The organism is Neorhizobium sp. BT27B (assembly GCF_050455485.1).
GTDB lineage: Bacteria > Pseudomonadota > Alphaproteobacteria > Rhizobiales > Rhizobiaceae > Neorhizobium.
On record NZ_JBCIYT010000005.1, the window covers coordinates 202,198 to 226,759 of the forward strand.

10 protein-coding genes are annotated in these 24,562 nt (G+C 61.5%); 6 read left to right on the plus strand and 4 right to left on the minus strand.

Annotated elements, in window-relative coordinates; translation table 11 throughout:
• Nucleotides 1-19: 19 nt before the first annotated feature.
• From AAIH70_RS15270 to AAIH70_RS15285, 4 genes are all read right to left on the minus strand, one after another.
• A complete protein-coding gene (locus tag AAIH70_RS15270; protein WP_132274170.1) occupies nt 20-2,296 on the minus strand; it encodes a TonB-dependent receptor in 2,277 nt (758 codons plus the stop codon).
• A gap of 158 nt (nt 2,297-2,454) precedes the next feature.
• Nucleotides 2,455-3,441, minus strand: a complete 987-nt coding sequence (locus AAIH70_RS15275; protein WP_132274173.1) for a helix-turn-helix transcriptional regulator — start codon at nt 3,439-3,441, stop codon at nt 2,455-2,457.
• Nucleotides 3,442-3,646: 205 nt separating this feature from the next.
• The gene (locus AAIH70_RS15280) at nt 3,647-5,446 is read right to left on the minus strand and encodes an ABC transporter ATP-binding protein (protein ID WP_132274175.1); all 1,800 of its coding nucleotides are present in this window, start codon (nt 5,444-5,446) and stop codon (nt 3,647-3,649) included.
• Nucleotides 5,443-7,284, minus strand: a complete 1,842-nt coding sequence (locus tag AAIH70_RS15285) for an ABC transporter ATP-binding protein (RefSeq protein WP_132275798.1) — start codon at nt 7,282-7,284, stop codon at nt 5,443-5,445. Before AAIH70_RS15285 ends, AAIH70_RS15280 begins: the two co-directional genes overlap by 4 nt.
• Before the next feature lie 270 nt (nt 7,285-7,554).
• Here AAIH70_RS15285 and AAIH70_RS15290 point away from each other — a divergent pair, with 270 nt between their 5' ends.
• From AAIH70_RS15290 to AAIH70_RS15315, 6 genes are read left to right on the plus strand one after another with little or no spacing between them, the layout of a single operon-like run.
• The gene (locus AAIH70_RS15290) at nt 7,555-16,656 is read left to right on the plus strand and encodes a non-ribosomal peptide synthetase/type I polyketide synthase (RefSeq protein WP_165932025.1); all 9,102 of its coding nucleotides are present in this window, start codon (nt 7,555-7,557) and stop codon (nt 16,654-16,656) included.
• Nucleotides 16,656-19,997 carry a non-ribosomal peptide synthetase gene (locus AAIH70_RS15295; RefSeq protein WP_132274181.1) on the plus strand — a complete coding sequence of 1,114 codons (3,342 nt, stop codon included), beginning with the start codon at nt 16,656-16,658 and terminating at the stop codon, nt 19,995-19,997. The genes AAIH70_RS15290 and AAIH70_RS15295 overlap by 1 nt, the downstream gene beginning before the upstream one ends.
• Nucleotides 19,994-20,764 (plus strand): thioesterase II family protein, encoded by a 771-nt coding sequence (locus AAIH70_RS15300; protein ID WP_132274183.1) that lies wholly within the window; start codon nt 19,994-19,996, stop codon nt 20,762-20,764. Before AAIH70_RS15295 ends, AAIH70_RS15300 begins: the two co-directional genes overlap by 4 nt.
• A gap of 14 nt (nt 20,765-20,778) precedes the next feature.
• Nucleotides 20,779-22,044, plus strand: a complete 1,266-nt coding sequence (locus tag AAIH70_RS15305; protein ID WP_430034557.1) for a SidA/IucD/PvdA family monooxygenase — start codon at nt 20,779-20,781, stop codon at nt 22,042-22,044.
• The gene (locus AAIH70_RS15310) at nt 22,025-23,356 is read left to right on the plus strand and encodes a trans-sulfuration enzyme family protein (protein ID WP_207908252.1); all 1,332 of its coding nucleotides are present in this window, start codon (nt 22,025-22,027) and stop codon (nt 23,354-23,356) included. Before AAIH70_RS15305 ends, AAIH70_RS15310 begins: the two co-directional genes overlap by 20 nt.
• Nucleotides 23,353-24,408 (plus strand): OsmC family protein, encoded by a 1,056-nt coding sequence (locus AAIH70_RS15315; protein WP_132274189.1) that lies wholly within the window; start codon nt 23,353-23,355, stop codon nt 24,406-24,408. The genes AAIH70_RS15310 and AAIH70_RS15315 overlap by 4 nt, the downstream gene beginning before the upstream one ends.
• Nucleotides 24,409-24,562: the final 154 nt, after the last annotated feature.

Below are 24,562 nucleotides of genomic sequence, written 5' to 3' on the forward strand. Positions count from 1 at the left end.
TCGACGGTTCGCAGCGCGATCAGAACTTGGCGGTCATGCCGATACCGATGGTGCGTCCGCGCGAGACGAGGACCGAATTGATGGAACCGGTCATGTTGGCGCCCTGCTGCTCGAGCCTTTCGCCGACCAGATTTTCACCGAACACATAGAATTCCGTCTGATCGATCGTCAGACCGATACGCGCATCGACGACGTGCTGTGCATCCAGCTCGAAATTGTTGCCGGTATCGCCGGCGCGCTTGCCAACGTAGCGATAGCCGAGATAACCGGAGAGTTCCGGGTCGCTCGACATCTGCAGGAAATCGGCAGGCCCGCGATAGGCGATGCCGAGATTGCCCGACCAGCGCGGCACGTTCGGCGTTTCGTTGCCGACGGCAGCCGCCAGTACACCATTTTCCGGAATGCCGGTGATTTCCGAATGCGTGTAGGTGACCCCACCGACAAGACTGAAGCCGTTGTCGAATTCCTTGCGGGCTTCGAGTTCGAAACCGTAGTTTTCGAGATCGAAATTCTCGATCGGGAAGGTGGTGGTCATCGGATCATAGCCGAAGATCGCCTCGTCCTTCACGTCGTTGTAGAAACCGGCCAGCGAGACGGTGGTGCCGGCATCCGGGAACTGCGCCTTCCAGCCAAGCTCATACGCCCAGATGGAGGTGTCATCGTAACCGTCTTCCGGCAGGCCGATGGCGGCGTTACCGGTGAAGCGCGGATAACCGCCCGCCTTGTTGCCGCGGCTGATGCTGCCATAGACCAGGCTATCTTCCGTCAGCTTGTAGCTGAGCGACATGCGGCCCGACAGCATATCGAAATTGCGCGAGCTGTCCTGCGCATAACTTGCGACCGTCAATGGCGAGGTACCGGTAAAGAGCGCATCGATGCCCTTGCGCTCGTGGGTGTAGCGCAGGCCACCGCCTATCTCGAATTTTTCGCCGAGCGGCTGGGCAATATCGAAGAACACGGCAGAGGAAGAGGAGGTCAGGTTGACATCGCGCGTACCGTTGATCGACGCGGACATGCTGGAGGTGCCGTAGGTGCTTTCGTTGAAGTCGTTATAGGAAAACACTCCGCCGACGACCCACTTGGTATCCGCGCCTTCCAGCGACTGCAGGCGGACTTCCTGGTAGAACTGGTTTTCCCGCTGGTCGGTGATGTTGACGTCACCGTCATAGGTATAGGCGGAGACCGGAACCGGCATGCCGTAAGCGCCGAACGTGGCGCTGTTGATGTAACCGTCCGAATTGTCGGTCCAGTTGTAGATGTCGTAATGGGTGAAGCCGGTCGTCGTCTTCAGCGCAAAGTTTTCGAATTCATGCGACACATTGAGCGTGGTGTAGGCAAGGCTGCGGCGAAATTCCGGCGTTTCCTGCCAGGCGTTTCCGTCACGCAGCAAATAGGGATAACCCGTCTCGCCGACGTAACGCTCGTAACCGAGGCTGAGCTTGACTTCGGTGGCATCGCCGGGCGTCAGCAGGAAAGTACCCTTTACCGCGCCGAGATCGAACCCGCCGATATCTTCCTGACCGGGGTGGTCGTTGGTGACATAGGCGCCGCGGCTGAGATAACGCATCGAGAAGCGCCCCATCAGCTCCTCGTTGATGGCGCCACCCAGCAGAAATTCACCCTTGCGATACCCTTCAGTACCGATTTCCGCGGTCACCTGACGGATCGTTTCGTCCGTGGGCGTGACGCTGAATACGTTGATGGCACCGCCGGTGGAATTGCGGCCGAACAAGGTGCCCTGCGGCCCGCGCAGGACCTCGACCTGGCCGACATCCAGCAGCTGGCCATTGGCCGCAAAGGCTGGCATCGGCACGCCGTCGACGATTGTCGGCGCCGTGCTGTTGTCGGGCGACAGCATGGTCGACAGCGTGCCGACACCGCGCACGATGGGCTGAACGGTACGGGGATCATCACCATAGTTCGGCATCTGCAGGCCGACGGCCTTGTTGGCGAGATCCTGGATCTCGTTCAGCCGCTCTTCCTGGATCTTTTCCTCTCCGACGACGGAAACGCTGACAGGCACGTCGATCGGATTTTCTCCGTAGCGACGGGCTTCGACGGTGACGACATCGAGCACCGTGGTGCCATCCGAAGACTGTTCCGATGCGGCAACCCGATTGACCTTGTCTTCCTCTCTCACATCCTGCGCATACACCGCACCGGCAGCCGCCATCGACAGGGAGAAAGCAACACTCGCCATCAGGCGGGTGCGCCGCGAAACCGTTTCGCAAGCCGCGGATTTCGACAGGGTACGGACCGGGGCAAGGCTCTGCGGGTCATGGTATGCGGACGACATTCGATACTCCAGTCGAACGGGCGAGCAAAGCCATTGCGGGCCGAGAGGCCCACAGTGACAATCACCAGCGGTTTGAAATCAAAGAGAGATTATTGTTTCAGTGCGGTCGCGGCCATAGGGCGGGCCTATGCGAGCGGACAGATTGCTTATGCGGGGAGCTAAATCTCTCCCCGCGCCAGATGGCCCGGAGAATAACCGAAATAGCGATGAAAGGCGGTCGAGAAATTGCTGCCATGGCGATAGCCTGTGAAATGCGCCGCCTGGCTGACCGTCCAGCCTTCCCGTTCGATGCCCTGCCGCGCCCGGTCCATGCGGACGTCATGCAGAAAGGCGAATACGGACTGGCCATAGATTTCGCGGAACTTGTTTTTCAGGCTGGAAACACTGACGCCCGCCTCGCGCGCCAGAGACGAAAGGCTGTGCTCCGTACCCGGCTCCGCCAGCATGAGTTCCCGGATGCGCGCCATGCGCATACGGTCATTTCCCTTGACGCTCGCAGCATGGTCAGGGCTGCGGCGCCCGGCCGCCTCGATCGCCCGCGCCACCAGTTCCAGCGTGTAGCTCTCCATCAGGAGGCAGCCGACCGTTCCACAAAGACCGGGATCGAAAAGCTGCCCGCACAACGCATTCATCCGCACATCGGCGGCAAAGCTCAGGATTTCGCTGCTGCGCGTGCGCGTCTCGACGAAATCGGCCAGATTGATTTCGGAGATCAGGTCGGGCCGCAACTGGATCAGCATCGACTTGCAGCGATGGCCGCAACTGTAGCGTCCGGTGGTGTGCGCATCGTCGGAAAAGCTGAAAAAGGCGGCCTCGCCGGGCTGCAGCGTCATCGTCCGGCACCCGTTGCCGGCATTGAATTCCGACGGCCGCCCCTCGAGAGACAGGACGATGCTCAGCGAGCGGGGGAAAATGGCGGAATGGTCGCTGTCGCTCAGCGCCGTCATCTGCGCCGTGCTGACATTGATACCGGTGCTGAGCCGACGGAAGCCGAGCGTGCCTTCGAAAAGCGGATTTTCCTCGTCACCGCCAGCCTTCGAGGTGAGCAGCGAATAGTCATCGCAAAACACCATGGATGCCTGTGAAAAGTCCCTTGCCGACACCGCCGAAGAGCGTGCCTGAGAATGGTCCGGCAACTGCGTCATCGCAACAACCCCATCAATGAAGACCCCACCAATGCAGACGCAACATATTGCGGACACGCGCTATGCGGCATCCGACACTGAAGCACCATGCTTTCGACGCGAACACTAAGTGATGTTTCTCAAATTGGCAACAAACATGACAAAAAAAGTCATGATTATGCAGTCCGCCGCAATTTTCTGCCTTAGAACTAGCAGATCTGCAGGTTCACGCATCCTCTTGGACGCGGCCTATCTGCCAGCATGAAGCCTGACTGCGCAGGTTCCAGAGATGCGCATACAGCCCATCGCCGGCCAACAGGTCTTCATGCCGTCCCTGTTCGGCAACGCGGCCATGATCCAGAACGACGATCTGATCGGCATTTCTGATCGTCGACAGGCGATGGGCGACAACCACAAGCGTCCTGTTTTCCACCAACCGTGCCAAGGCCAGCTGGATCGCTCGCTCGTTGGTGGGATCGACGGCGGCGGTCGCCTCGTCCAGAAGCACGATCGGTGCATCCTTCAGCATGGCGCGTGCAATCGAGATCCGTTGTCGCTCGCCGCCGGAAAGCGTGGCACCGGCCTCCCCTACGCGGCTGGAATAGCCATTCGGCAAAGCCATGATGAAATCATGCGCCTGCGCCTGACGCGCAGCGTTCTCGATTTCCCCAAGGGTAGCACCGGGCTTTCCGGCTGCGATGTTATCGGCAATCGTACCGGAAAAAAGATATACGTCCTGAAAGACGACAGCGATTTTTTCAGCCAGATTTTCGAAACGCATGTGGCGCAGATCCGCCCCGCCGATCGTGATACGGCCTTCCTCGACGTCCCAGAACCGCGACAACAGGTTCAGGAGGGTGCTTTTGCCGGAGCCGGACGGCCCGACGATTGCCGTCATCGACCGCTGCGGCACGGCAAAACTGACATCCCGCAAAACCGGCTTTCCCTGCACATATGAAAATCCGACATTCTCGAACCGGATATCGAAGCCGTCAGGCGTCGCAGGCACTGCCGGTTCCGCAAGAGGGGCGGCGTCGAAAATGCGATCGATACGGTCGAGCGCGCTTTCGGCAGAACGCGCCGTTTCCATCACGCCAGCGATCGAGAGGATCGGGAAATACAGGGATGTCATCAGGCCGAGCGCAACAACCACCGAGCCGCTTGAGACACTGCCGCCGAAATGGCGATAACCGACAAATGCCATCAGCAAGGGCAGGCCGAGCATCACGACCGCCGAAAAGCCGATCATCGGCACGGCGAGTGCGGTGATCATTCGCACCGAAATGGCATGGAAACGATCAAGCGCGCCGCGAAACCCCGTCCAGCCGTCGGCGACACGGTTGAAGGCGTGGATGACCTTCATTCCCTGCACGAATTCGATCATCCGCGTGGCGGCATCCGCCTGCATGGTGCTTCGGCTGGCGGAGAGTGCGGCGAGACGGCGGCTCGACCAGAGAAAGAACGGCCGACCGCAGGCGATGGACACCACGCTCACAAGCGCGGCCGGCCAATCCGTCACGACGAGCAGACAGAATGCGGCAAGCGGCAGGCCCAGCGCATGGGCAATGCGCGGAAATCCATCGGCAAAAAAGGCCTCAAGCATCTGGATGTCGGCCGTCACGGCGGTCACGGTCTCACCCTTGTCGCGGCACAGGTGAAAACCCATGGGCAGATGACGAAGACGTTCCAGCATGGAAAGCCGGAGATCGCCGCCGAGATGATGGCTGGCAAGCCAGCAGGTCTGCATAGACAGGATGCCGAAACCGACCTGCCCGACAAGCGACAATGTCATCAGCAGGGCGGCCTGCCAGATCATCCGAGACGAAACGGCAGGCTCTTCTGCCAAGGTCGCCAGCGCCCATAAAACGACGGCAAAGGCTGCACCGAGACAGATGGATTGCAGCAGGCGAAGGGCAAGGCCGAACAGAAGGCGACCGCGCCATCGCCCGGCAAGGGTCAGCAATCGCCTGACGGCATCGATATCGGAGCGGATGGTAACGTTTGCCGTCTGGATATCACTGCTCACGACGCCTGCTCCATCGCCGCTCGCCCCGACACAGGCCTGACGGCCGTCGTGCGCACAGCCTGCCAATCCTGCCACAATCGCCCATAAACACCCTGCGGGGACACCAGTGCCTGATGATCACCCCGTTCGACAATTCTACCACCGGACAGGATGAGGATCTGATCGGCGGTCGCGATCGTGTGAAGCCGGTGAGCGACGACGATCAGGGTTCGCCCCTTTGCTAGGGCGGCAATCGCCTTCTGGATCAGCGCCTCACTGTCGGGATCGCAGAAAGCGGTCGCCTCATCGAGAACGATGACTGGTGCATCCTTTAGGATGGCGCGGGCGATCGCGATTCTCTGACGCTCCCCACCTGACAGGTTTATGCCGGATGCCCCGATGCGCGACTGATACCCTTGCGGCAGGTCCGAAATGAAATCATCGGCCTGCGCAGCGCGCGCGGCGGCCTGTATCTCTTCCTCGCTTGCACCGGGTTTCCCGAAGCCGATATTGGCGGCAATCGTATCATCGAACAGAAACACATCCTGAAAAACGAAGGATATTTCCCGCATCAACTGTTCGCGGCCGATGTCGCGAATATCCACCCCGCCGAACAGGATACGCCCCGAGGCGATATCGCTGAAACGGGCAACGAGCGACGCCGCCGTGCTTTTGCCGGAGCCCGAAGGCCCGACCAGAGCGGTCACCGTGCCCGTGCGGGCGGTGAAGGAAAGATCATGCAATACGGCACGGCTGTCATATTCGAACGACACATTTTCGAAGCTGATATCGTGGTTTGCAAGCTGCACCTCCCTGCCCGTATCCGGTTGAGCAGCGGTGCTAAGCACCTCCTCGACAGATCTCGACGCCACGGAAATATGGGCGATGTTCTGGAAAAGATTGAAGAGTTTGGTGAGGGGCAGGCTATAGCCCGAGCCGAGGATGACGAAAAAAGCCAAGGTGGCGATATCGATTTCACCGGCCTGCAGCAAAAGCAGGCCGACCGGCAGGATGATGGTGACATTGGCGAGGACGAGCGCGCTGAAGGCGCCGCCGAGCGGCACATAGGAGCGAGCGATGTCGAGTTCTATATCGACATAGTCGCGCACGGCGCGGGAAGCGCCGGAGACGCTTTCACTGCTGCTATTGAAGATTTTCACCACCGGCATGCCCGCCACATATTCAAGCACGGCTGCATTCATGCGCTGGTTGGCCACCTGAAATGCACCGACCTTGCGGCTGGAACGCACCGTCGCCATCACGATCAGCAGAAAAGCGACCGGCGTCAGCACGATCGATGCAAACGCCATGCGCCAATCGACGACGAACAGCCAGACCGAAACCACGGCCCATGTGGTCAGCGCGCTGCTGCCTTCCGGAATGCCGTGTGCCGCAACCATTTCCAGCCGCTCCGGCTCGTCGATCACGAGCGTCTTGGCCTCACCAAGCGTCCGGTCTGAAAACCAGCCGAGCGGCAGCCGCATGAGGTGGGCGGCAATCGCCAGCCGCAAGTCGTGAATGATGCCGAATGCCGCGATATGCGCCTTCGCCACCGAAGCGGCCTGCAACCCATAACCGCCGAGAATGGCGACAACGGCCAGCCCGGAGGAGATCAGAAAACCGGAAAATGTCGCTTCTGCCGCAATGACGTCGACGACCAGACGCCAGACCAGCCACAGCGGAACAAGTTCCAGCGCGGCGGCACAGCAAGCAAGGAAAACAGACACTGCGATGGTGAGCCGCTTTTTGCCGGCATGGAGCCAAAGCAGGCGCAGGCTGGCGAAATAGTCGATTTTGGGTCCGACGGCCGTGGGACAGTTTTCATGTCCGTTTTTCTTTTCGGCATCGGCATTGCTCATCTCAGTCACTACGCACACCCGGTTCTACACGGCAACATTCCAGCCGATCGCATTGCTCGCGAGCGCCCCTGCCCGCGTTCTCCATCTGCATCCTTCTCGCCAGACAATGGGCACGGTGGGCAAGCCGCGCCTGCCGCTAAACTCCGCATTCGGCTGAATTGGCTCCTCAGCGGAGCGGTCACCAACGGATGGTTCGGTGTCTAAGGGAGAAGACAATGCCGCCATCGCCATGATGGTGCGCAGACGAGTGCCGTAATGCTGGAGGTTGCCGTGACTGCTGAACCCATCGCGATCATAGGAATGACCTGCCGCTTTCCCGATGCGCCGGATATCGCCACCTTCTGGCGCAACCTGACCGGCGACCACGAGGCAGTGCGACCGCTCGAACCTGCCGAGATGGAACGGCAGGGCATAGATCCCTCGCTTCTCGAAAACCCGGACTACGTGAATGCCGGTACGGTGGTTGCGGATGCAGACAGGTTCGATCACGCCTTTTTCGGTTATTCGCCACGCGAAGCCGAGCTGATGGACCCGCAGCACCGACTGTTTCTGGAGGAATGCCGGAAACTGATGGATATTGCCAACCTGACGCGCAGCGATCTCAAGATCGGTGCGTTTGCCGGTTGCCGCCAGAGCACATACCAGTCGCTGCTGCCGCCCATCCGCGCCGAGGAAATCACCCGCACCGACAGTTTTCAGCAGCTGATGGGCAATGACAAGGATTACCTCGTCACCCGCGCCGCCTACAAACTCAACCTGACCGGCCCGGCCATGACGGTGCAGACAGCTTGCTCCAGTTCGCTTGTTGCCGTGCATCAGGCCATCGAAAGCCTGCTGAGACGCGAATGCGACGCAGCCCTTGCCGGTGGCGTGGCGATCTCCTTCCCGCAGGGCAGCGGGTATTTTCGCCAGCAGGGCATGATCTTTTCAGAAGACGGTCATTGCCGGCCGTTCAGCGCCGAAGGCACCGGCATCGTGGCCGGCAATGGGCTGGGCCTTGTTGCGCTGAAAAGACTGGCGGAGGCGCAACGGGGCGGTGATGTCGTGCATGCCGTCATCCTCGGCTCGGCCGTCTCCAATGACGGCAGCGCCAAGATCGGTTACACCGCGCCCGGTCGTGCCGGCCAGCAGCGCGCCATCCGCGAAGCGCTATCCCGCAGCGGCGTTTCGCCGATCGAAATCGGAATGCTGGAGGCGCATGGCACCGGCACTCCCCTTGGTGATCCGGTAGAGATCGACGCAATTTCCGAAATCTATCGCGCCGCCGAGGTGAAGCCGCAGACCATTGCGATCGGTTCGGTGAAGGGCAATGTCGGACATCTCGATACCGCCGCCGGCATCGCGAGCCTGATCAAGACGGTGCTTGCGGTCAAATCCGCGGCCATTCCGACAAGCCTCCACAGCACTCCTCATAATCCGCGTATCGGCTTTCCCAATACGCCGTTTCAGCCTGCCGAAGAAACGACAGCGTGGCCGGATCGCTTCGAGCGCCGTATCGCCGCCGTCAGTTCCTTCGGTATCGGCGGCACCAATTGCCACATGATTGTCGCCGAGCCGGGCGTTTCAGAAGGCGCGACGGACCGATCGGATTGCGAAGACCATATCCTCGTCTGGTCCGCCCACAGCGAAGCAGCGCTTCAGCATGGATTGCCGGCACTTGTGCAAACGCTTGACGACAGCGGACTTGCTGCGCAATGCGCGACTGCGGCGCTGCGCCGCCAGCATTATCCTTATCGAGCCGCCGTCACTGGCCGCACTGCGGAAGAACTGAAGGCCGCAATGTCCGCCATCAAGCCGATGCGCGCATCGGCGGGCGGTCGCGTCGCATGGATGTTCAGCGGTCAGGGCAGCCAGTTCACGGCGATGGGCAAGCGGTTGCGGGACGAAAACCCGTCCTTCCGGGAGGCTTTCGATACCTGCGTTGCCGGTTTTGCTGCAAACGGCATCGAAGACCTAGATGACGTGATCAATGATCCGGCAAGGGCCGCCGACCTCGACCGCACGCTCTATACCCAGCCTGCCCTGTTTTCCTGGCATTATGCCTTCTCACAGATGCTGATCGACTGGGATCTGCGACCCGATCTCGTCTTTGGCCATTCCGTCGGCGAATTTGCCGCCGCCGTCACGGCCGGCATGCTGGCACTCCATGATGCCATAAGGCTGGTGGCGATGCGCGCTCGCCTGATGGAAAATGCAACCGAAGCCGGCGCCATGCTGGCTCTCTCGCTCCCGCAAGCGGAGCTTGAGGCGGTTTTGCAGAACCATCCGGGCATCGGCATTGCCGCCATCAACGGCCCGGATCGTTTCAGCCTCAGTGGCCGTATTGCAGAGATCGACACGCTGTCGATCGAATTGACGGAACGCAAGGTCGCGCATCGCCGGCTTGGTGTGAACCGGGCGTTTCACTCGGCAACCATGGAAGCGATCGAAATGCCGTTCAAGGCGGCATGCCCGGTTGCGGATTTCGGCGCGCCCGAATGCGACATGCTTTCTACGCTGACGGCGGACCTGCTAAATCCCGGCTCGCTTGATGCCGATTACTGGTATCGCCAGCTGCGCGAACCTGTCCGTTTCCTTGATGCCGCCCAGCGTCTTGCCGATCTCGATATCGATCAGGTGATCGAGATCGGCCCGGATGCCAGTTTCTCCAGGCTGCTGACCGCTTGCGATATCCCCGCGTCGGCGGCAGCGCTCACCGCAAAAAGCGCTGACGATCCGGCATCCGTGATCGCTGCGCTTTACCGGCTGGGGCATGAAGCACCGCTCGAAAATCACTACCGTTCGCGCAATTTCGGTCTGGCCAGCCTGCCGCCGGTCAGCCTGATGGGAACGCGCATCTGGCCGGAGACATTGCCGAAAACAGCCCGGCCGACAGAGAACAAATCGGCTCTGGAAACCCTGTTCGCTCCCCTCAGGGCACCATTCTCAGCGCGCAAAGCCGCTGTTCAATTCGGTTTCGAACGGCCACTGCCGATCACGGCAAGGCCTTTGGCCGGGACGGATCACCGCGGCTTCCTCGGGCATGGCAAGCTGGCGCTCGCATTGGCAGCCGGCGCGGTAGAGGCCGAATATCGTCCGGCCGCCGCCCCGGCATTGCCGACTGCCGCAACGACACCGCTAGCGGACTGGCTGGCGGCGGCGACCGCAGCGGGCAACACCATAGCGACAGCATGGCTTTCCGCTGACTGGCGTCAGGCCAGCGACGTCCGTGAGGTTGAGGGCCGCGTATTTCTGTCGGACGGCAGACGCTGCGTCGCCTGGCTGGACATGGGTGAGCCGGAAATCGCTGCCGAACAGATGCCGGTGCAGCTGTGGCAGTGGCGCTGGAACGAGGTGGCGCGCCTTTACCAGCAGAAACTCAGCGCATCCTCCATCGCCACGCGCGAAGAATGGCTGATCGTCGGAGACGGCGCGGTCGCCGATGAAATCGCGGCCATGGGCAGGTGGATCGGCCATAATGTCCTGCAGAGCGGCCAGCCACTCGACGGAGCGTTCAGCCAGATCATCGATTGCCGCGCGCTTGGCGATGCGACGGAATTCACTGTCGGCACAACGGCGGTAACCGCTGCGCTTAACCGCGCCCTCGGTTGGCTGCGTCATGGACTGGCGCATCCTGCGTGCCGCATCACCACGCTTGTCGCCAATGCCTGCGATCCGCAGACCGGAAATCCGGCCGGCCCGAACTGGGCCACCATGCAGCTTTGGCGCAGCCTTCGCAATGAACACCCGCATCTGCCGATGACCTGCGTGGACATTGCCGATGGCAAGGATATCGAAGCGCTGACCGGTCATCTCGATCATCTCCATGATCTTGGCACCACATTGGCATTGCGTGGCGGCAAACTTTACGAGCCGGCCATCGAGGCCGCCATCGCGCGCGAAGATCACAGCCCTATCGACTGGGGCAGCCGTCCGGCCACATTGATCGCCGGTTTCGGGGCTGTCGGGCGGGAACTCGCTTTCTGGCTGGCCAATCAGGGATGCCGGCATCTTGTCATCATCCTGCACCGCGCACCGGATGCCGCGCAGGAAGCCTGCATTGCTGAACTGAAGGCTCGCGGCACGACTGTCGACATGCTTCATGCCAGCCTGACCGATGCAGCAGATCTGCGCGCCGCCGTCACAAATCTCGGCGTGTCGATCGGGCAGGTTTTTCATACCGCCCATGCCGGGGGAAGTGCACTTCTCTCGGAAGAAACGTTGGAACGCTTTGCCACCGGCGTCACCGTGAAAATCGAAGGCAGCCTTGCTCTCTATCAGGCAGTTTCCGACCAGCCGCTGGCGCTATTTTGCCTGTTCAGCTCAGCCGCCTCGCTGCTGGCCATGCCGGGCGCGGCCTATAATGTCGCCAATGCCTGGCAGGATGCCTTTGCCCAGCACCTGCGCGATCAGGGCGTGCCGGCACTCTCGATTGCCTGGGGCCAGTTCGCCATGGACCGCCGCGCGGAAAAACTGGAACAGCTGGGCAAGACCAGCCTCAAGCCCATCCCGGCGGCAACCGGCTTTGCCATCATGAATGGTCTTCTGAAGGACGGCGTCACCGGCCTCGTACCGATCTCGGTCGATGCCGTAGCGCTTGCCGCGGCGACCGGCGGCATGCCGGCCACCCGCAGCCTGCTGCGCCCGCTTCTCGATACCCGCAATGAAGCCAGGGAAGAGGTGGAATTCGAACTCACGCTCGATGGCCTTTCCGAATCCGAACGGTCGGAAAAAATCGCCGCCTATCTGCGCGCGATCATCGGCAAGCGGCTGAAATTCGACAGCGATGCTCTCGACATCGACCGACCGCTGACCGAACAAGGCGTCGACTCACTGGTCTTCCTCGAACTCGTTCACATCATCAACGGCCGCTTCAACCTGTCACTGCCACCGACTGCCGGTTACGAGTATGGCACCATCGCCGCACTCTCCGCGCATATTGCCGGCCTCACGGAAAAAACCACCGACGACATCGATTTCTCGCGTCAGTTGGCTAAGGGCAATATCGAGATCATCGACCGGCCGGAGGAACGTTTCGAACCCTTCCCGCTGACCGATCTGCAGCAGGCCTTCTGGGTCGGCCGCAAGGGCGGCATGCGGCTCGGAGCCGTTTCCTGCCATGAATATCTGGAAATCGAACTCGACGATCTGAACGTCTCAGCCCTCGAAACCGCGTGGAACCGGCTGATCGCTCGCCACGAAATGATGCGCTGCGTGATCACGCCCGCCGGTCAGCAGCAGATCCTGAAAAAGGCACCGCACTACGAGATCACGCAACGCGATCTGACAGTACTTTGCGAACAGGAGCGTGAGGAGACCCTGAACGGGATCCGCGAGCGGATGTCCTATCAGGTGTTCGATCCGCAGGTCTGGCCGTTGTTCGAACTGACCACCAGCCATCTTCCGGGTGGCGCGACACGCATCCATCTCGACATGGATCTGCTCGTCTTCGACATCCAGAGTTTTCGCGTCGTGTTTGGCGAACTGGCAACGCTGCTGGCAAACCCGGAAGCTTCACTGCCCGACCTCTCGCTGTCTTTCCGCGACTATGTGCTGGCCGAAGATGCCGCGCGTCAGGGACCGGCATGGGACAAGGCCCGCGATTTCTGGCTGGAAAAACTCGAAACATTCCCGCTGGCGCCGGAACTGCCGCTGCGTCGCAAGCCGGAAGAGGTTGCCCGCCCGACTTTCCGCACGCTTGATCATCGGCTTTCGTCCTCCCACTGGAAGCAATTCCAGGCGAAGGCGTCCGAGTGCGGCCTGACCGCCAGTGGTGCGCTTCTGACCGCCTTCAGCCAGGTGCTTGCGACCTATAGCAAGGCGCCGGAATTCACCCTCAACGTCACCTATTTCAACCGCAAGAACGTGCATCGGCAGGTGATGGACATTTGCGGCGATTTTACCTCGCTGATGCTTCTGCCGGTCGAGGCACGCGGCCAGGAAAACTTCATCGACGCGGCCAAGCGCACCCAGAACGACCTCTGGCAGGCATTGGCCCACCGCGAATTCAACGGCATCCGCCTGATGCGAGAACTCGGCCGCCAGCGCAATGGGGGCGCCGATGGCATCGACATGCCGGTCGTTTTTACCAGCATGATCGGCATGGACTTTGACGATCCGAACCGCGCCGACTGGCCACTGACCAGTCGTCAGGTGTTTCAGATCAACCAGACGCCGCAGGTCTGGCTCGATTATCAGGCAACCGAATATGGCGGTGCGCTGGTCACCCGTTGGTTCATTGCCGACGACCTTTTTGAACCACGCATGATCGACGGCATGTTCCGCGCCTACACGGATTTCCTGCAGAAGCTGGCTGTGGATGACACGCTCTGGGGGGCGCTCGTGCCCGACATGCGCCCCGAGACGGATCGCCTTCTGGCGGCAAGCACCCAGACGATTGCGGAGCGGCCGCAAGGCGTGTTGATGCCGGATCTGCTGCAGCACTCGGCGAGTGCCATGGCCGCCAACACCGCCATCTTCAGCCCACAAGGTGATCGCACCTACGCCTCTCTGCGGACGGATGCGAACCGCCTTGCCAACCACCTGATCGCCCTCGGTCTTCAGCCATCGCAGCCGGTCGCGGTCGTCATGCCCCGCCAGCCGGATGCGGTTCTGTCGGCGCTCGCCATTCAGGCTGCCGGCGGCTGCTATGTACCCGTCAACGGCGATTACGAAAACGAGCGGCTGATCGCCATCCTGCAGGATCTTTCGCCCTTTGCCGTGCTGACCCATGGCCCGGCACCTACCCTTCCGGCAGAATTTTTGCGTATCGATCTGGCCAGTCTTTCGGTCACGGATCTGCCCGATACGACGCCGGAACAGCGCCAGACCGAAAAAGACCTCGCCTATATCATCTACACATCCGGAACGACCGGCCAGCCCAAGGGCGCCATGCTCGATCACCGCGGCCCGCTCAACACGATCTCCGCGCTGATCCGCCGACTTGGCGTCACCGAACGCGACCGCACGCTGTCGCTATCGGCCTTCCACCACGACATGTCGGTGTTCGACATCTACGCGATGATGGCAACCGGAGGCGCGATCGTGCTTCCGGATCAGGACCGCTCCAAGGATGCCATGCATTGGCTCGATCTCGTTTGCGAGCACCGGCCGACCATCATCAACGCCGTTCCGGCCTTCGTCTCCATGCTGCTCGATGCGCAGGCGCTGCGCCAGATCGATCTTCCAGCCCCGCGCCATGTGATGATGGGCGGCGACTGGATCCCGCTGGAGCTGGTGCGCCGCCTGAAAGCGTTGTGGCCGACATGCGAGATCCACAGCATCGGCGGGCCAACCGAAACCGCCATCGTCTCGGCCTACTACCACCTGAAGCAGATCGATCCGGCCTGGACAAAAATCCCTTACGGCCGTCCGCTCGAAAACCAGACATGCCGCATCCTCAACACCGCGGGGCAGGATTGCCCGATCAGTGTGGTCGGCGAAATCTGCACCGGCGGTCTGGCCATGTCGCTCGGTTATTGGGGCGACGAGGTTCGCACGGCGGAACGCTACCGCATCCACGCGTCCAGCAGCGAAAAACTGTTCCATACCGGCGACCTCGGCAGGCTGAACCCGGATGGCGAAATCGAGATCGTCGGGCGCATCGACAGCCAGCTGAAGATCAGCGGCATGCGCATCGAGCCGAGCGAGATCGAGGCCGTACTGGGCGAACATTCTCACATCGCCGATGCCGCCGTCATCTATGGCGGGTCGCCGCTGAAGCAGTTGCATGGGTACTTCACCCCTTCCAGCGACGCACCGGCGAACGGTTCGCATAGTGACGGCGACAATGGCTGGCACCGTGCGCTGACGGTGGGAGACTGGGCCTGCAACGACCTGTCGGAGGATTTCAATCTCGACGACTACGGCAGCCATTTCGACAATATGGAACAGCTCAGCACCTGGGTGATGCTGGCGACCATGCAGGCGGCGGGACATTTCTGCACTGCCGGTGATACGGCCACGACTGGCGATCTCATCGCCTCGCTGAAGGTGATCGAGAAATACAAAAAGCTGTTCGTCAGCTGGCTCGATGTGCTTGAAAGCGATGGCTATCTGCAACGGAGCGGCGCCACCTATCGCGCCACCGATCGTATTGCCCTTGCCGAACGGCTGCCATCCCTGAAGGCCCGTATCGCCGCCCGCGCCACGCAGGGTGCCGATTATGACCGCCGCATCTGGTCGCTTTACGAGCGCTGCATCGCCGAGCCGCAGGCGCTGTTGCAAGGCCGGCTCAATCCGCTGGAACTGATGTTCGAAGGTGGCCGCACCGATTTCGTCGAAAGCTGGTACCGCGAAAACCCCGTTTCGAAACATTTCAACATCGTCGCTGGCGAAACGGTGCGCGGCCTGTTCGAAGATGCCGACCCCGACCGCACGATCCGCATTCTCGAATTCGGTGCGGGTATCGGCAGCGTCACGCATGATATCCTCAAGGCCCTGCCGCACGAAAACTTCACCTACGCCTTCACCGACCTGTCGCGCTACTTCCTCGACAATGCGCAAAAGATGTTCGCTGACTGGCCGCAGATGCATTTCGGCCTGTTCGACATCAACCAGGATCCGGCCCTGCAGGGGTTTGACCTCGGTTCCTACGACCTCATCATCGGCGCCAACGTTCTGCACGATGCGGCGGACGTCAATCGCAGCAGCCGGCTGGTGCGTTCTCTTTTGAAACCATCGGGTCATCTGCTTCTCGTCGAAGGCACCCGCAATCCGCGCTTCCAGCTGGTCAGCCTCGGTTTTGTCGAGGGGCTGAGCCATTACGAGGACGAGCGGCTGGAAACCAACCTGCCTATGCTTGATGCAAGCCGCTGGCAGACGGTGCTCGGCGGCGCAGGCTTTGCCCTGCAGGCCGCCTTGCCGAAACCCGGCAATCCGGTCGAGCGCATGAACTATCACGTAATCCTCGCCCAGAATGCAGCGACAGTGACCGTGATCGACCATGCCGAACTCGATATCTGGCTGAAGGCAAAGCTACCGGATTACATGGTGCCGCAGCGCTGGCACCAGCTTTCCGCCATGCCGCTGACGCTGAACGGCAAGGTGGATCGCACACGCCTGCAACAGGCCGTCGAGCTGGAAGTGCAGCCGCCCGAGCAGAGCGAGGATCCGCTGGCCGAAGGTTTGCAGACCCGGCTTGCCGGTCTCTGGCAGGAAATTCTGGGTCAGCAAATCATCTCGGCATCGGCAAATTTCTTCGTGCTTGGCGGGGATTCACTGCTGATGACGCGGCTTTCGAGCCTGCTGCAGCATCATTTTGGCACCGCACCTGATCTCGCCTCTCTGCTGCGCAACCCACTCCTGAAGGATCAGGCCCGTCTGATTGCCGAAATCGCCGGTAAAGAGGGGGCGCTGGAAGACGACGAAGCCTTCGAAAGCGGAGTTATCTGATGGAAGCTGTAGCCCCGATGACGCTCGCCGAATTGCAGCGGCAGATGCAGGAAAACCGCATCCGCCTGTGGGTGGCGGATGGAGAACTGCGGTATGCCGCCCCGCAGGGCAAGATGACGGCAGCGCTGCGTTCCGCGCTCGGTCATCACAAGACTGTGCTGATCAGCGAGCTTTCTCGCGAAGCGGCGACAATCACCGCGCAGCCGGACGCCCGCCACCAGCCCTATCCGATGACGGATCTGCAGCAGGCCTATTGGGTCGGCGAGCATGGCGGTTATGCGCAATCCGCCATCCCCTGCTTCTTCCATCATTGCCGTTTCGAACACATTGAGCCGGACGTTGTTCAGCAGGCATTGTTTCGCCTACAGACCCGCCACGAAGTGATGACCGCGCGCTTTCTTGCGAACGGAACGCAGGTCATACCGAAGCCGGGCGATAACCCCTGCCTGTTGGCCGTCGAGGATTTTCGCGCACTTTCCGCAGACGAGGCCGAAAAGCGTCTCGAAATCCTCTGCGAAACCTATCCCGAAACACTGCCGTCACTGGAACAGGGCCCGCCGCTTGCCGCAACGCTGGTGCGGCTGGCCGGCAGCGACCGCCTTCTGATCGCTTTCCGCCTGATCGCCATCGACGGGCCTTCACTCTCGATGATTTTTCGCGATCTGCTGCGCTACCTGTTCGAGCCAGATGGCGCGCAGGAGACGCCACCGCTTCTCAGCCATCGCGATTATGTGCTGGCGCTCAAGGCGGCATCGGCGCCCGAAAGTGTGAAATATTGGGATCGTACGCTACCGGCCCTGCCGCCACCGCCGCAACTGCCACTGACCGGTCATTCGCCACGCTGGTCGAGTTTTCGCCGACTGGCCGGAAAACTGGATGGCGAACGCTGGCAAAAATTGAAGGCGCGTGCCGCCGAACATGGCGTCACCGCAAACGCCGCCATGCTGGCGCTTTACGCTGCAATGCTGCGTCCGTTTTCGGCTCAACCGGATTTCACCCTGAACGTGCTTGCCAACTACCGGCCGTTCTCGTATCCGCAGATCGGCGAGATGACCGGCAATTGCTCCAATACCTCGCTGATCGACTGCGTTGACGGCGGCAGTTTTGCCGAACAGGCGCGCCGCATTCAGGCATTGATGGCCGAACGGCTGGCCCATGCTTCGGTCAGCGGCGTCTCCTTGATCCGTCGGTTACAGCTTGCCGCAGACACCGACGCGCCGGCTGCACCCTTCGTGTTCACCAGCGGTATCAGCAGCGGTCGCCCCAGCCTGCCGGCCGAACACACCAGCCGTTTCGAACTGCTGGGCAGCCATCTGCGCACGCCGCAGGTGTGGATGGACCATCAGGTGATCGAGAACCATGAGGGGCTGATCTATTACTGGGATTATGTCGAACAGGTTTTCGCCGATGGCGTGCCGGAAGCAGTGTTTCAGCACTATCAAATGGCGTTGGACAGACTGGTCGAAAACCCGGCGGCATGGATAGACAGTAATCCTGCCGGCAGCGATACGACGCTTCCCCCTCTCGTCCCCGGCCATGCTCAGGACAGGGCAGAAACGCTGCCTCAGGTGTTCCTTTCCACAGCCGCCCGCACGCCGGATGCGATCGCCCTGCTTTCGAACGACGAAACGCTGACCTACGACGATTTACGCCTCCGGGCTGAGCGAATTGCTGCGACCCTCACCAATCGCGTTGCAAAACCTGGCGATATCGTCGCGATTGCCTTGCCGAAAGGTGCCGACCAGATCGCCGCCGTGATCGGCGTCAGTTTGGCCGGGCTCGTGTGGTTGCCGATCGACAGCCGCATGCCGGCCGAGCGTCGTGATGCCATTCTGCGCCATAGCGGCTGCCGCTGGCTGATTGCCGAAACGGCGAATGTACTGCCGGACGGCGTCTGCAATCTGTCGCCGCAGGTTTTTGCTGAACTGCCAAACCCGGCCTTTGCGTCCGCGTTCGCGCGTCCTACCGATCGCGCCTACATTATCTACACATCCGGTTCGACCGGCCTGCCCAAGGGCGTGGTTATCACCCATGGCGCGGCGCTTAACACCATCCGCGACATCAACCGGCGTTTCGACATCACCGCGGATGATCGCATTCTGGCGCTATCGGCGCTCAGCTTCGACCTGTCCGTCTTCGATATCTGGGGCGCGCTGGCCGCAGGCGCCGCCATCGTCGTGCCGCCCGACAGCGAGTTCCCGGATCCGGCAGCAACCCTTGCCGCCTGCGCCCGCCACGGCGTGACCGTGTGGAATTCGGTACCGGCGCTGCTCGACATGGCGCTGTCTGCGTCCACCGACGCACCGGTCAGCGCACTAAAAACGCTGCGCACGATCATGCTGAGCGGTGACTGGATTCCGCTGGCGCTTGCACAAAAGGTTCTGGTCGATTTTCCGGATGCAAAATTGTTCAGCCTCGGCGGCGCCACCGAAGCGTCGATCTGGTCGAATTTTTATCCGGTCACGGCAATCGACCCGGCGTGGAAATCGATCCCCTACGGTTTCGGGCTATCCGGCCAGCAATTGCATGTGCTTGACGCCCATGGCCGCACCTGCCCGATCGGCGTAACCGGCGAGATCCATATCGAAGGGTTTGGGCTGGCCGAAGGTTACCTCAACGACGCCGAAAAGACTGCCGCCAGCTTTGTGGTTCATGAGAGCGGTCGCCGCCTGTATCGTACTGGCGATCTTGGGCGCATGCTGCCGGATGGCGCGATCGAATTTCTGGGCCGCAAGGATTTTCAGCTCAAAATCGGCGGGCATCGTATCGAGGCAGGCGATGTGGAAGCCAACCTCACGCGGCATCCGGATATCGATCAGGCTCTGGTCTTTGCAATGCCGACGCCGGGCGGCCATCCGATATTGGTCGCCTGCTATACCGGCCGGTCGATGCCATCCTCAGAACTGGGTGCGTGGTTGGGCGAGCGTCTGCCGCGATACATGGTGCCGGATCGCATCGTTCATCTGGACACCCTGCCACTGAGCGCCAATGGCAAGCGCGACCGCAAGGCGGCAGTTGCACGTGTTGCTGCCATCCTGCCGGCTGGCGGAGACGGTAAATCCTCCGCCACCGCGATTGCGCATGACCTGGCACCGCTTGCCGATCTCTGGGCAGAGGTCACCGGGCGCAAGCCTGTCTCTCCGGAAGAGGATTTTTTCCAGAGCGGCGGCAATTCACTGCTGGCCGTGCATCTGTCGCGGGCCATTTCGAAAACGTTCGGAGTCGAGGTCGGCCTTGTCACGATTTTCCGCGCACCGACGCTGGCCGCAATGCGCCAGGCCATCGCCGCGCAGATGCCGGCCGACACTTCCTCATCACAGACCAGCGGAGCCGCTTCATGACCTGCCTCCCCTTCAAGGACACAAAGCCTCACGCGAGCATCGATCTGTTCTGCCTGACCTATGCCGGCGGCAGCTCGGCGGTCTATCGCGACTGGGATCGCCTGTTTCCATCGTGGATCTCGGTGCGACCGATCGAATATCCGGGGCGCGGCACGCGCATGGGCGAGCGGCTGGAAAACGATCCCGACCGTCTGGCGGGCGATATCGTCGAAGGATTGAAGCCGCACATGAAGCGCCCCTTTGCCATTTTCGGCCACAGCCTCGGTGCGGCACTGGGTTACCGCATGACCCTGCTGCTGCAGGAAAAAACGCCGCCGCTTGCCTTCTTCGCTTCCGGCCGACACAGCCCGGCTTGCGCGGATCCGGCGCCGCAGCGGGCGCATCTCTGCGACGACGACCTGCTGGCCGAGGTGCGCTCGCTCAACGGATCGCCCTCGGAAGTGCTGGAAAACCGCGAGTTGATGGCGCTGCTTCTGCCGATCATCCGCAACGACTTTCACATGAGCGAAGCGATCCGCGCCGAACGTGATGCGCGGCGTATCACCTGCCCCCTGCATGTCTTCGGAGGTGTTGATGACCCGGAAGTGCCACCGCGGGGCATCGCCCAGTGGCGCAACGTGTCCGCCGATGCGTTTTCGACCACGATGCTCGATGGCGACCATTTCTTCCTCCACCACGCCCAGCATGTGCAGGCGATCTCGGCGCGCATTGCGGATGTCCTGATGCCGCACGCATCCGGGCAGACCGAAACGCGACGCCGCGCCTGAAAAGAGGAGAGACCATGTCCCGCACCTTTTGCCAGATTGTCGGTTTCGGCCCCGCCTGTACGAGTTTTCTCGTCAGCGCCGACCGCAATGGCCTCCTGACTGACCTGCTGCAACGCGGCCTCGTCATTCACGAGCGGCGCCCGAGCGTCGAGCAGCTGCTGTTTTCCGGCATCAACTACGATATCCCGTCCAACTCCGACGCCAGCGATTTCCTCGACGGCATTTCGCCGGATGGCATTTTTGCGCCGGTTCTGGACAGCATGCCGGCACGCCTCATTCGTGCGCGCGGCAGCCAATCGGCGCCATTGCAACTGGTGGCCATGCTTTCGGCCGAACTGCGTCGGGTCTTTCTCACTGCAGCCGGCCGGTTTTCGAATTTCGAATTGCGGCTTGGCCAGATGGTGCGTGAAACGGTGCAGACCGGTAGCGGCTGGGTGATGCGGTTCGAGGACGGTTCCACCGTCGAAAGCCGCCTCGCCATTCTTTCTGCCGGCAGCACACCACATCTGCCGCCGGAACTTCGCCGGATCGCCGAGCAGCGCGGCATTCCGCTTCTCCATTCGGACACGGTTTTGCGGCCGGTCGATCTTGGCGATCTGCTGCCGGAAAATGCGCGGCGCATCACCGTAATCGGCGCATCGCACAGTGCGTTTTCCGTTCTGCACAAGCTGATCGAGGCGCTGCCCGGCCGCCCTCTTGACCTGACGCTGGCGCACCGCACCCCGATCCGCCGCATGCACCGTTCGGCCGACCTCGCCCGCGAAGCCGGCGAAACGTTTGATCCGGTGCGCGATGTCTGCCCGTCCAGCGGCCGGGTTTTTCGTTTCCAGGGCCTCTATACCCGCTCGAAACTGCTTTACGAGCAAATCCTCGCCGGACGTCATCCCGACATCACCCTCGCACGCTGCGCCGATGCGGACGCCGTGACCGACATCATGCGGATATCCGACGTGGTGATCGCCGCCACCGGCTACCGGCCCAATCTGCCGCTTTTCAGCGATGCAGCGGAGCGGCCGATCAGGCTTGGCCGCAATGGCAGCGCCGTCAATGTCGATGCTTCGGGCCATATCGCCGACAGTCAGGGCCGGCCGCTTGCCGGCCTGCTCGGCATCGGCCTAGGTTTCGGCCGCATGCGCTCCGACATCGGCGAGCCCTCCTATCGCGGCGCGCCCGTCGGCATCAACATTTTCCAGGGCCCGGACGGCGACGCGCTCTGTGACAGCATTCTCTCGACACTCCAACAAAAAGCAGGTGAACCTCTTGGCAAAGAGTATTCTTAAGGAATGGGCCGGGCGCTTCCGCAGCGAGGCGACCGGCGTTTCGGCAAAAACCGAATGGGCCGACCAGCTGACCCGCTCGCGCAATGCCGGGCCTCGGATGACCAACCAGACGGTGATCGATCCGAAACAGCACGGAACGGGCACGCTCGCCGTGCATGCCGGCACCTATAACGACCCGATCACCGGTGCCGTCGGCACACCCGTGTTTGCGGCCACCACCTTCCTGTTCCAGAAGGAAAGCTACGAAGCCTTCGATCAGGGCATGATCCGCGATTACCCGATCTATACCCGTTACGGAAACCCCAACCAGTGGGCCGTGCAGGAGAAGATCGCGGCGCTGGAACATGCCGAAAGCGCCATCGTGTTTTCCTCCGGCATGGCGGCGATCAGCACCACGCTTCTGGCGCTGACCAATCGCGGCGGCCATATCGTCACGGCGCGTGATCTTTACGGCGGCAGCTACAATCTGATGCGCGAGGACATGCACCAGTTCGGCCGCGAGGTGACCTTTGTCGATCCGATGGATATCGCGGCAATCGAGGCGGCTGTTCAGGACAATACCGAGGTCCTGTTCTTCGAAACGCTGACCAATCCGCTTTTGAAATTCGCACCGGTGCGCGGCCTCGCCAAGCTGGCGGCCGAGCGCAACCTGTTCCTGATCCTCGACAACACGTTCCTCTCGCCCTGCTGCCTGACGCCGATCGATGACGGCGCACATGTGGTCATCCATAGCGGCACGAAATACCTGAACGGCCATAGCGATCTGGTTGCCGGCACGGCCGCCGGCAGCCGCAAATATCTCGACATGATCTGGGCGCAGATGCTGAAGCTCGGCGGCAGCCTCAATCCGCAGGATTGCTCGGTTCTCGAGCGCGGCATGAAAACGCTGGCACTGCGTATGCGCGCGCATAACGAGAATGCGGAGGCGCTGGCCCATTGGCTGGCGGCGCATCCGGCGATTGCCCGCGTCTACCACCCGGCTTTGCCGGATTATCCTTATGCGTGGGCGGCGGAAGCGCTGACAAAGGGGAGCGGCGGCATGGTGTCCTTCGAGGTGAAGGGCGGCGACAAGGCCGGGCTGAAGCTGATGGAAGGGCTGAAACTCGTGCATGCCGCCACCAGCCTCGGCGGCGTCGAATCCCTCATCAGCATGCCCTTCAACACCAGCCATAGCAGTCTGATCGATCGGCAGCGACGTGAGGTCGGCATCAATCCCGGCCTGATGCGCCTGTCCGTCGGCATCGAGGATCTCGACGATCTCAAGGCCGATCTCGACCGGGCACTGCGCGCAATCGGAGACATCAAGCAATGAAAAACGGCATCAACGTCGCCGCCGTCAGCGAACTCGTCCACGAGATCCGCAAGGTCGCCGGCGAAGGCGAAATCTTTTACTGCGTCGATCTGGAATGGCTGGGCGGCCTGACGATGGATATTCACACACGGCCGCTGCGCTTCGGCAGCAAGCGGCTGGGGCGCGATTTCGCCTTTCGCGTCAGCCATCACGACGATCCGAGCCCGCAGGCGCCGCCGACCCCGGCCGATTATTTCACCACCGGGCTTGGTGCCTGCGTCGCCAATATTCTCGTGCAGGGCGCATCCTACAAGGGCCTGACCATCGACAGGCTGCAGGTGGAAACGGCGACAAAACGCAGCGGCGGCGCGCTGTCCGATACCGCCATCTCGGTCAATCTCGACGCAGACGGCAGCTGGCTGCAATACAAGCAGATGATGATGAACGTGGCGCGTTTTTCGCCCAATTACATCACCGTGACGCTGCCGAACAGGATCGAGGTTTCCTACCGCCACCTGCCTTCGAATTTCCGCCGTGCCAATGGCGCTGCGAATGATGCCAAGGTCAACGGCACTGCAAACCCGACGGCACAGGCCGGCTCCAATGCGCCGATCCATCTCGGCGTCGATATCGCCTGGCGCAACGCCACCCAGTTCGATGTCAGCCTGCGCGACCGCCAGTATCAGGACGAAAGCTGGAGCCTGCCCGCGCGTTTCTCGGTTGATCAACCGGCGCCGGCCGCCGGTCTCAACGAGGCGCCCAACCCGCAGGAATATCTGCTGGCGGCGGTGCTTTCCGACCTTGCCCAGCAACTGGTGATCCTGTGCGTACAGGAAGGCAAACCGCTACGCCAACTGTCCGCATCCATGCGGTGCCGGCTGGACATGCGCGGCTGCTTCAACCTGTTCGACAAGTCGGCCGTGCAGTTGCAGGACAATGTCATCGAGATTTCCGCCGTCAGCGACAATACGGAGGAAGAGATGCAGGCGTTTCTCGCCCGCGCGCAACAGTCCTCGGCCTGCTGGCAGGGTTTTGTCAACGCGACGCCGGCAAGCCTGGAACGGGTGGCCTGACGGGCCACGAAGCGACCGACAGGCAGATAGCCTCTACGCCAACAGCAAAACCGTCGCCTTCACCCGCGACGGTTTTTGCGTTCGGCTGATCCGTCATCCGCCTCACCTCCAAGCCCGAAACCGAAATTTTCATCCGTCAAGTCACTCCGCGAAA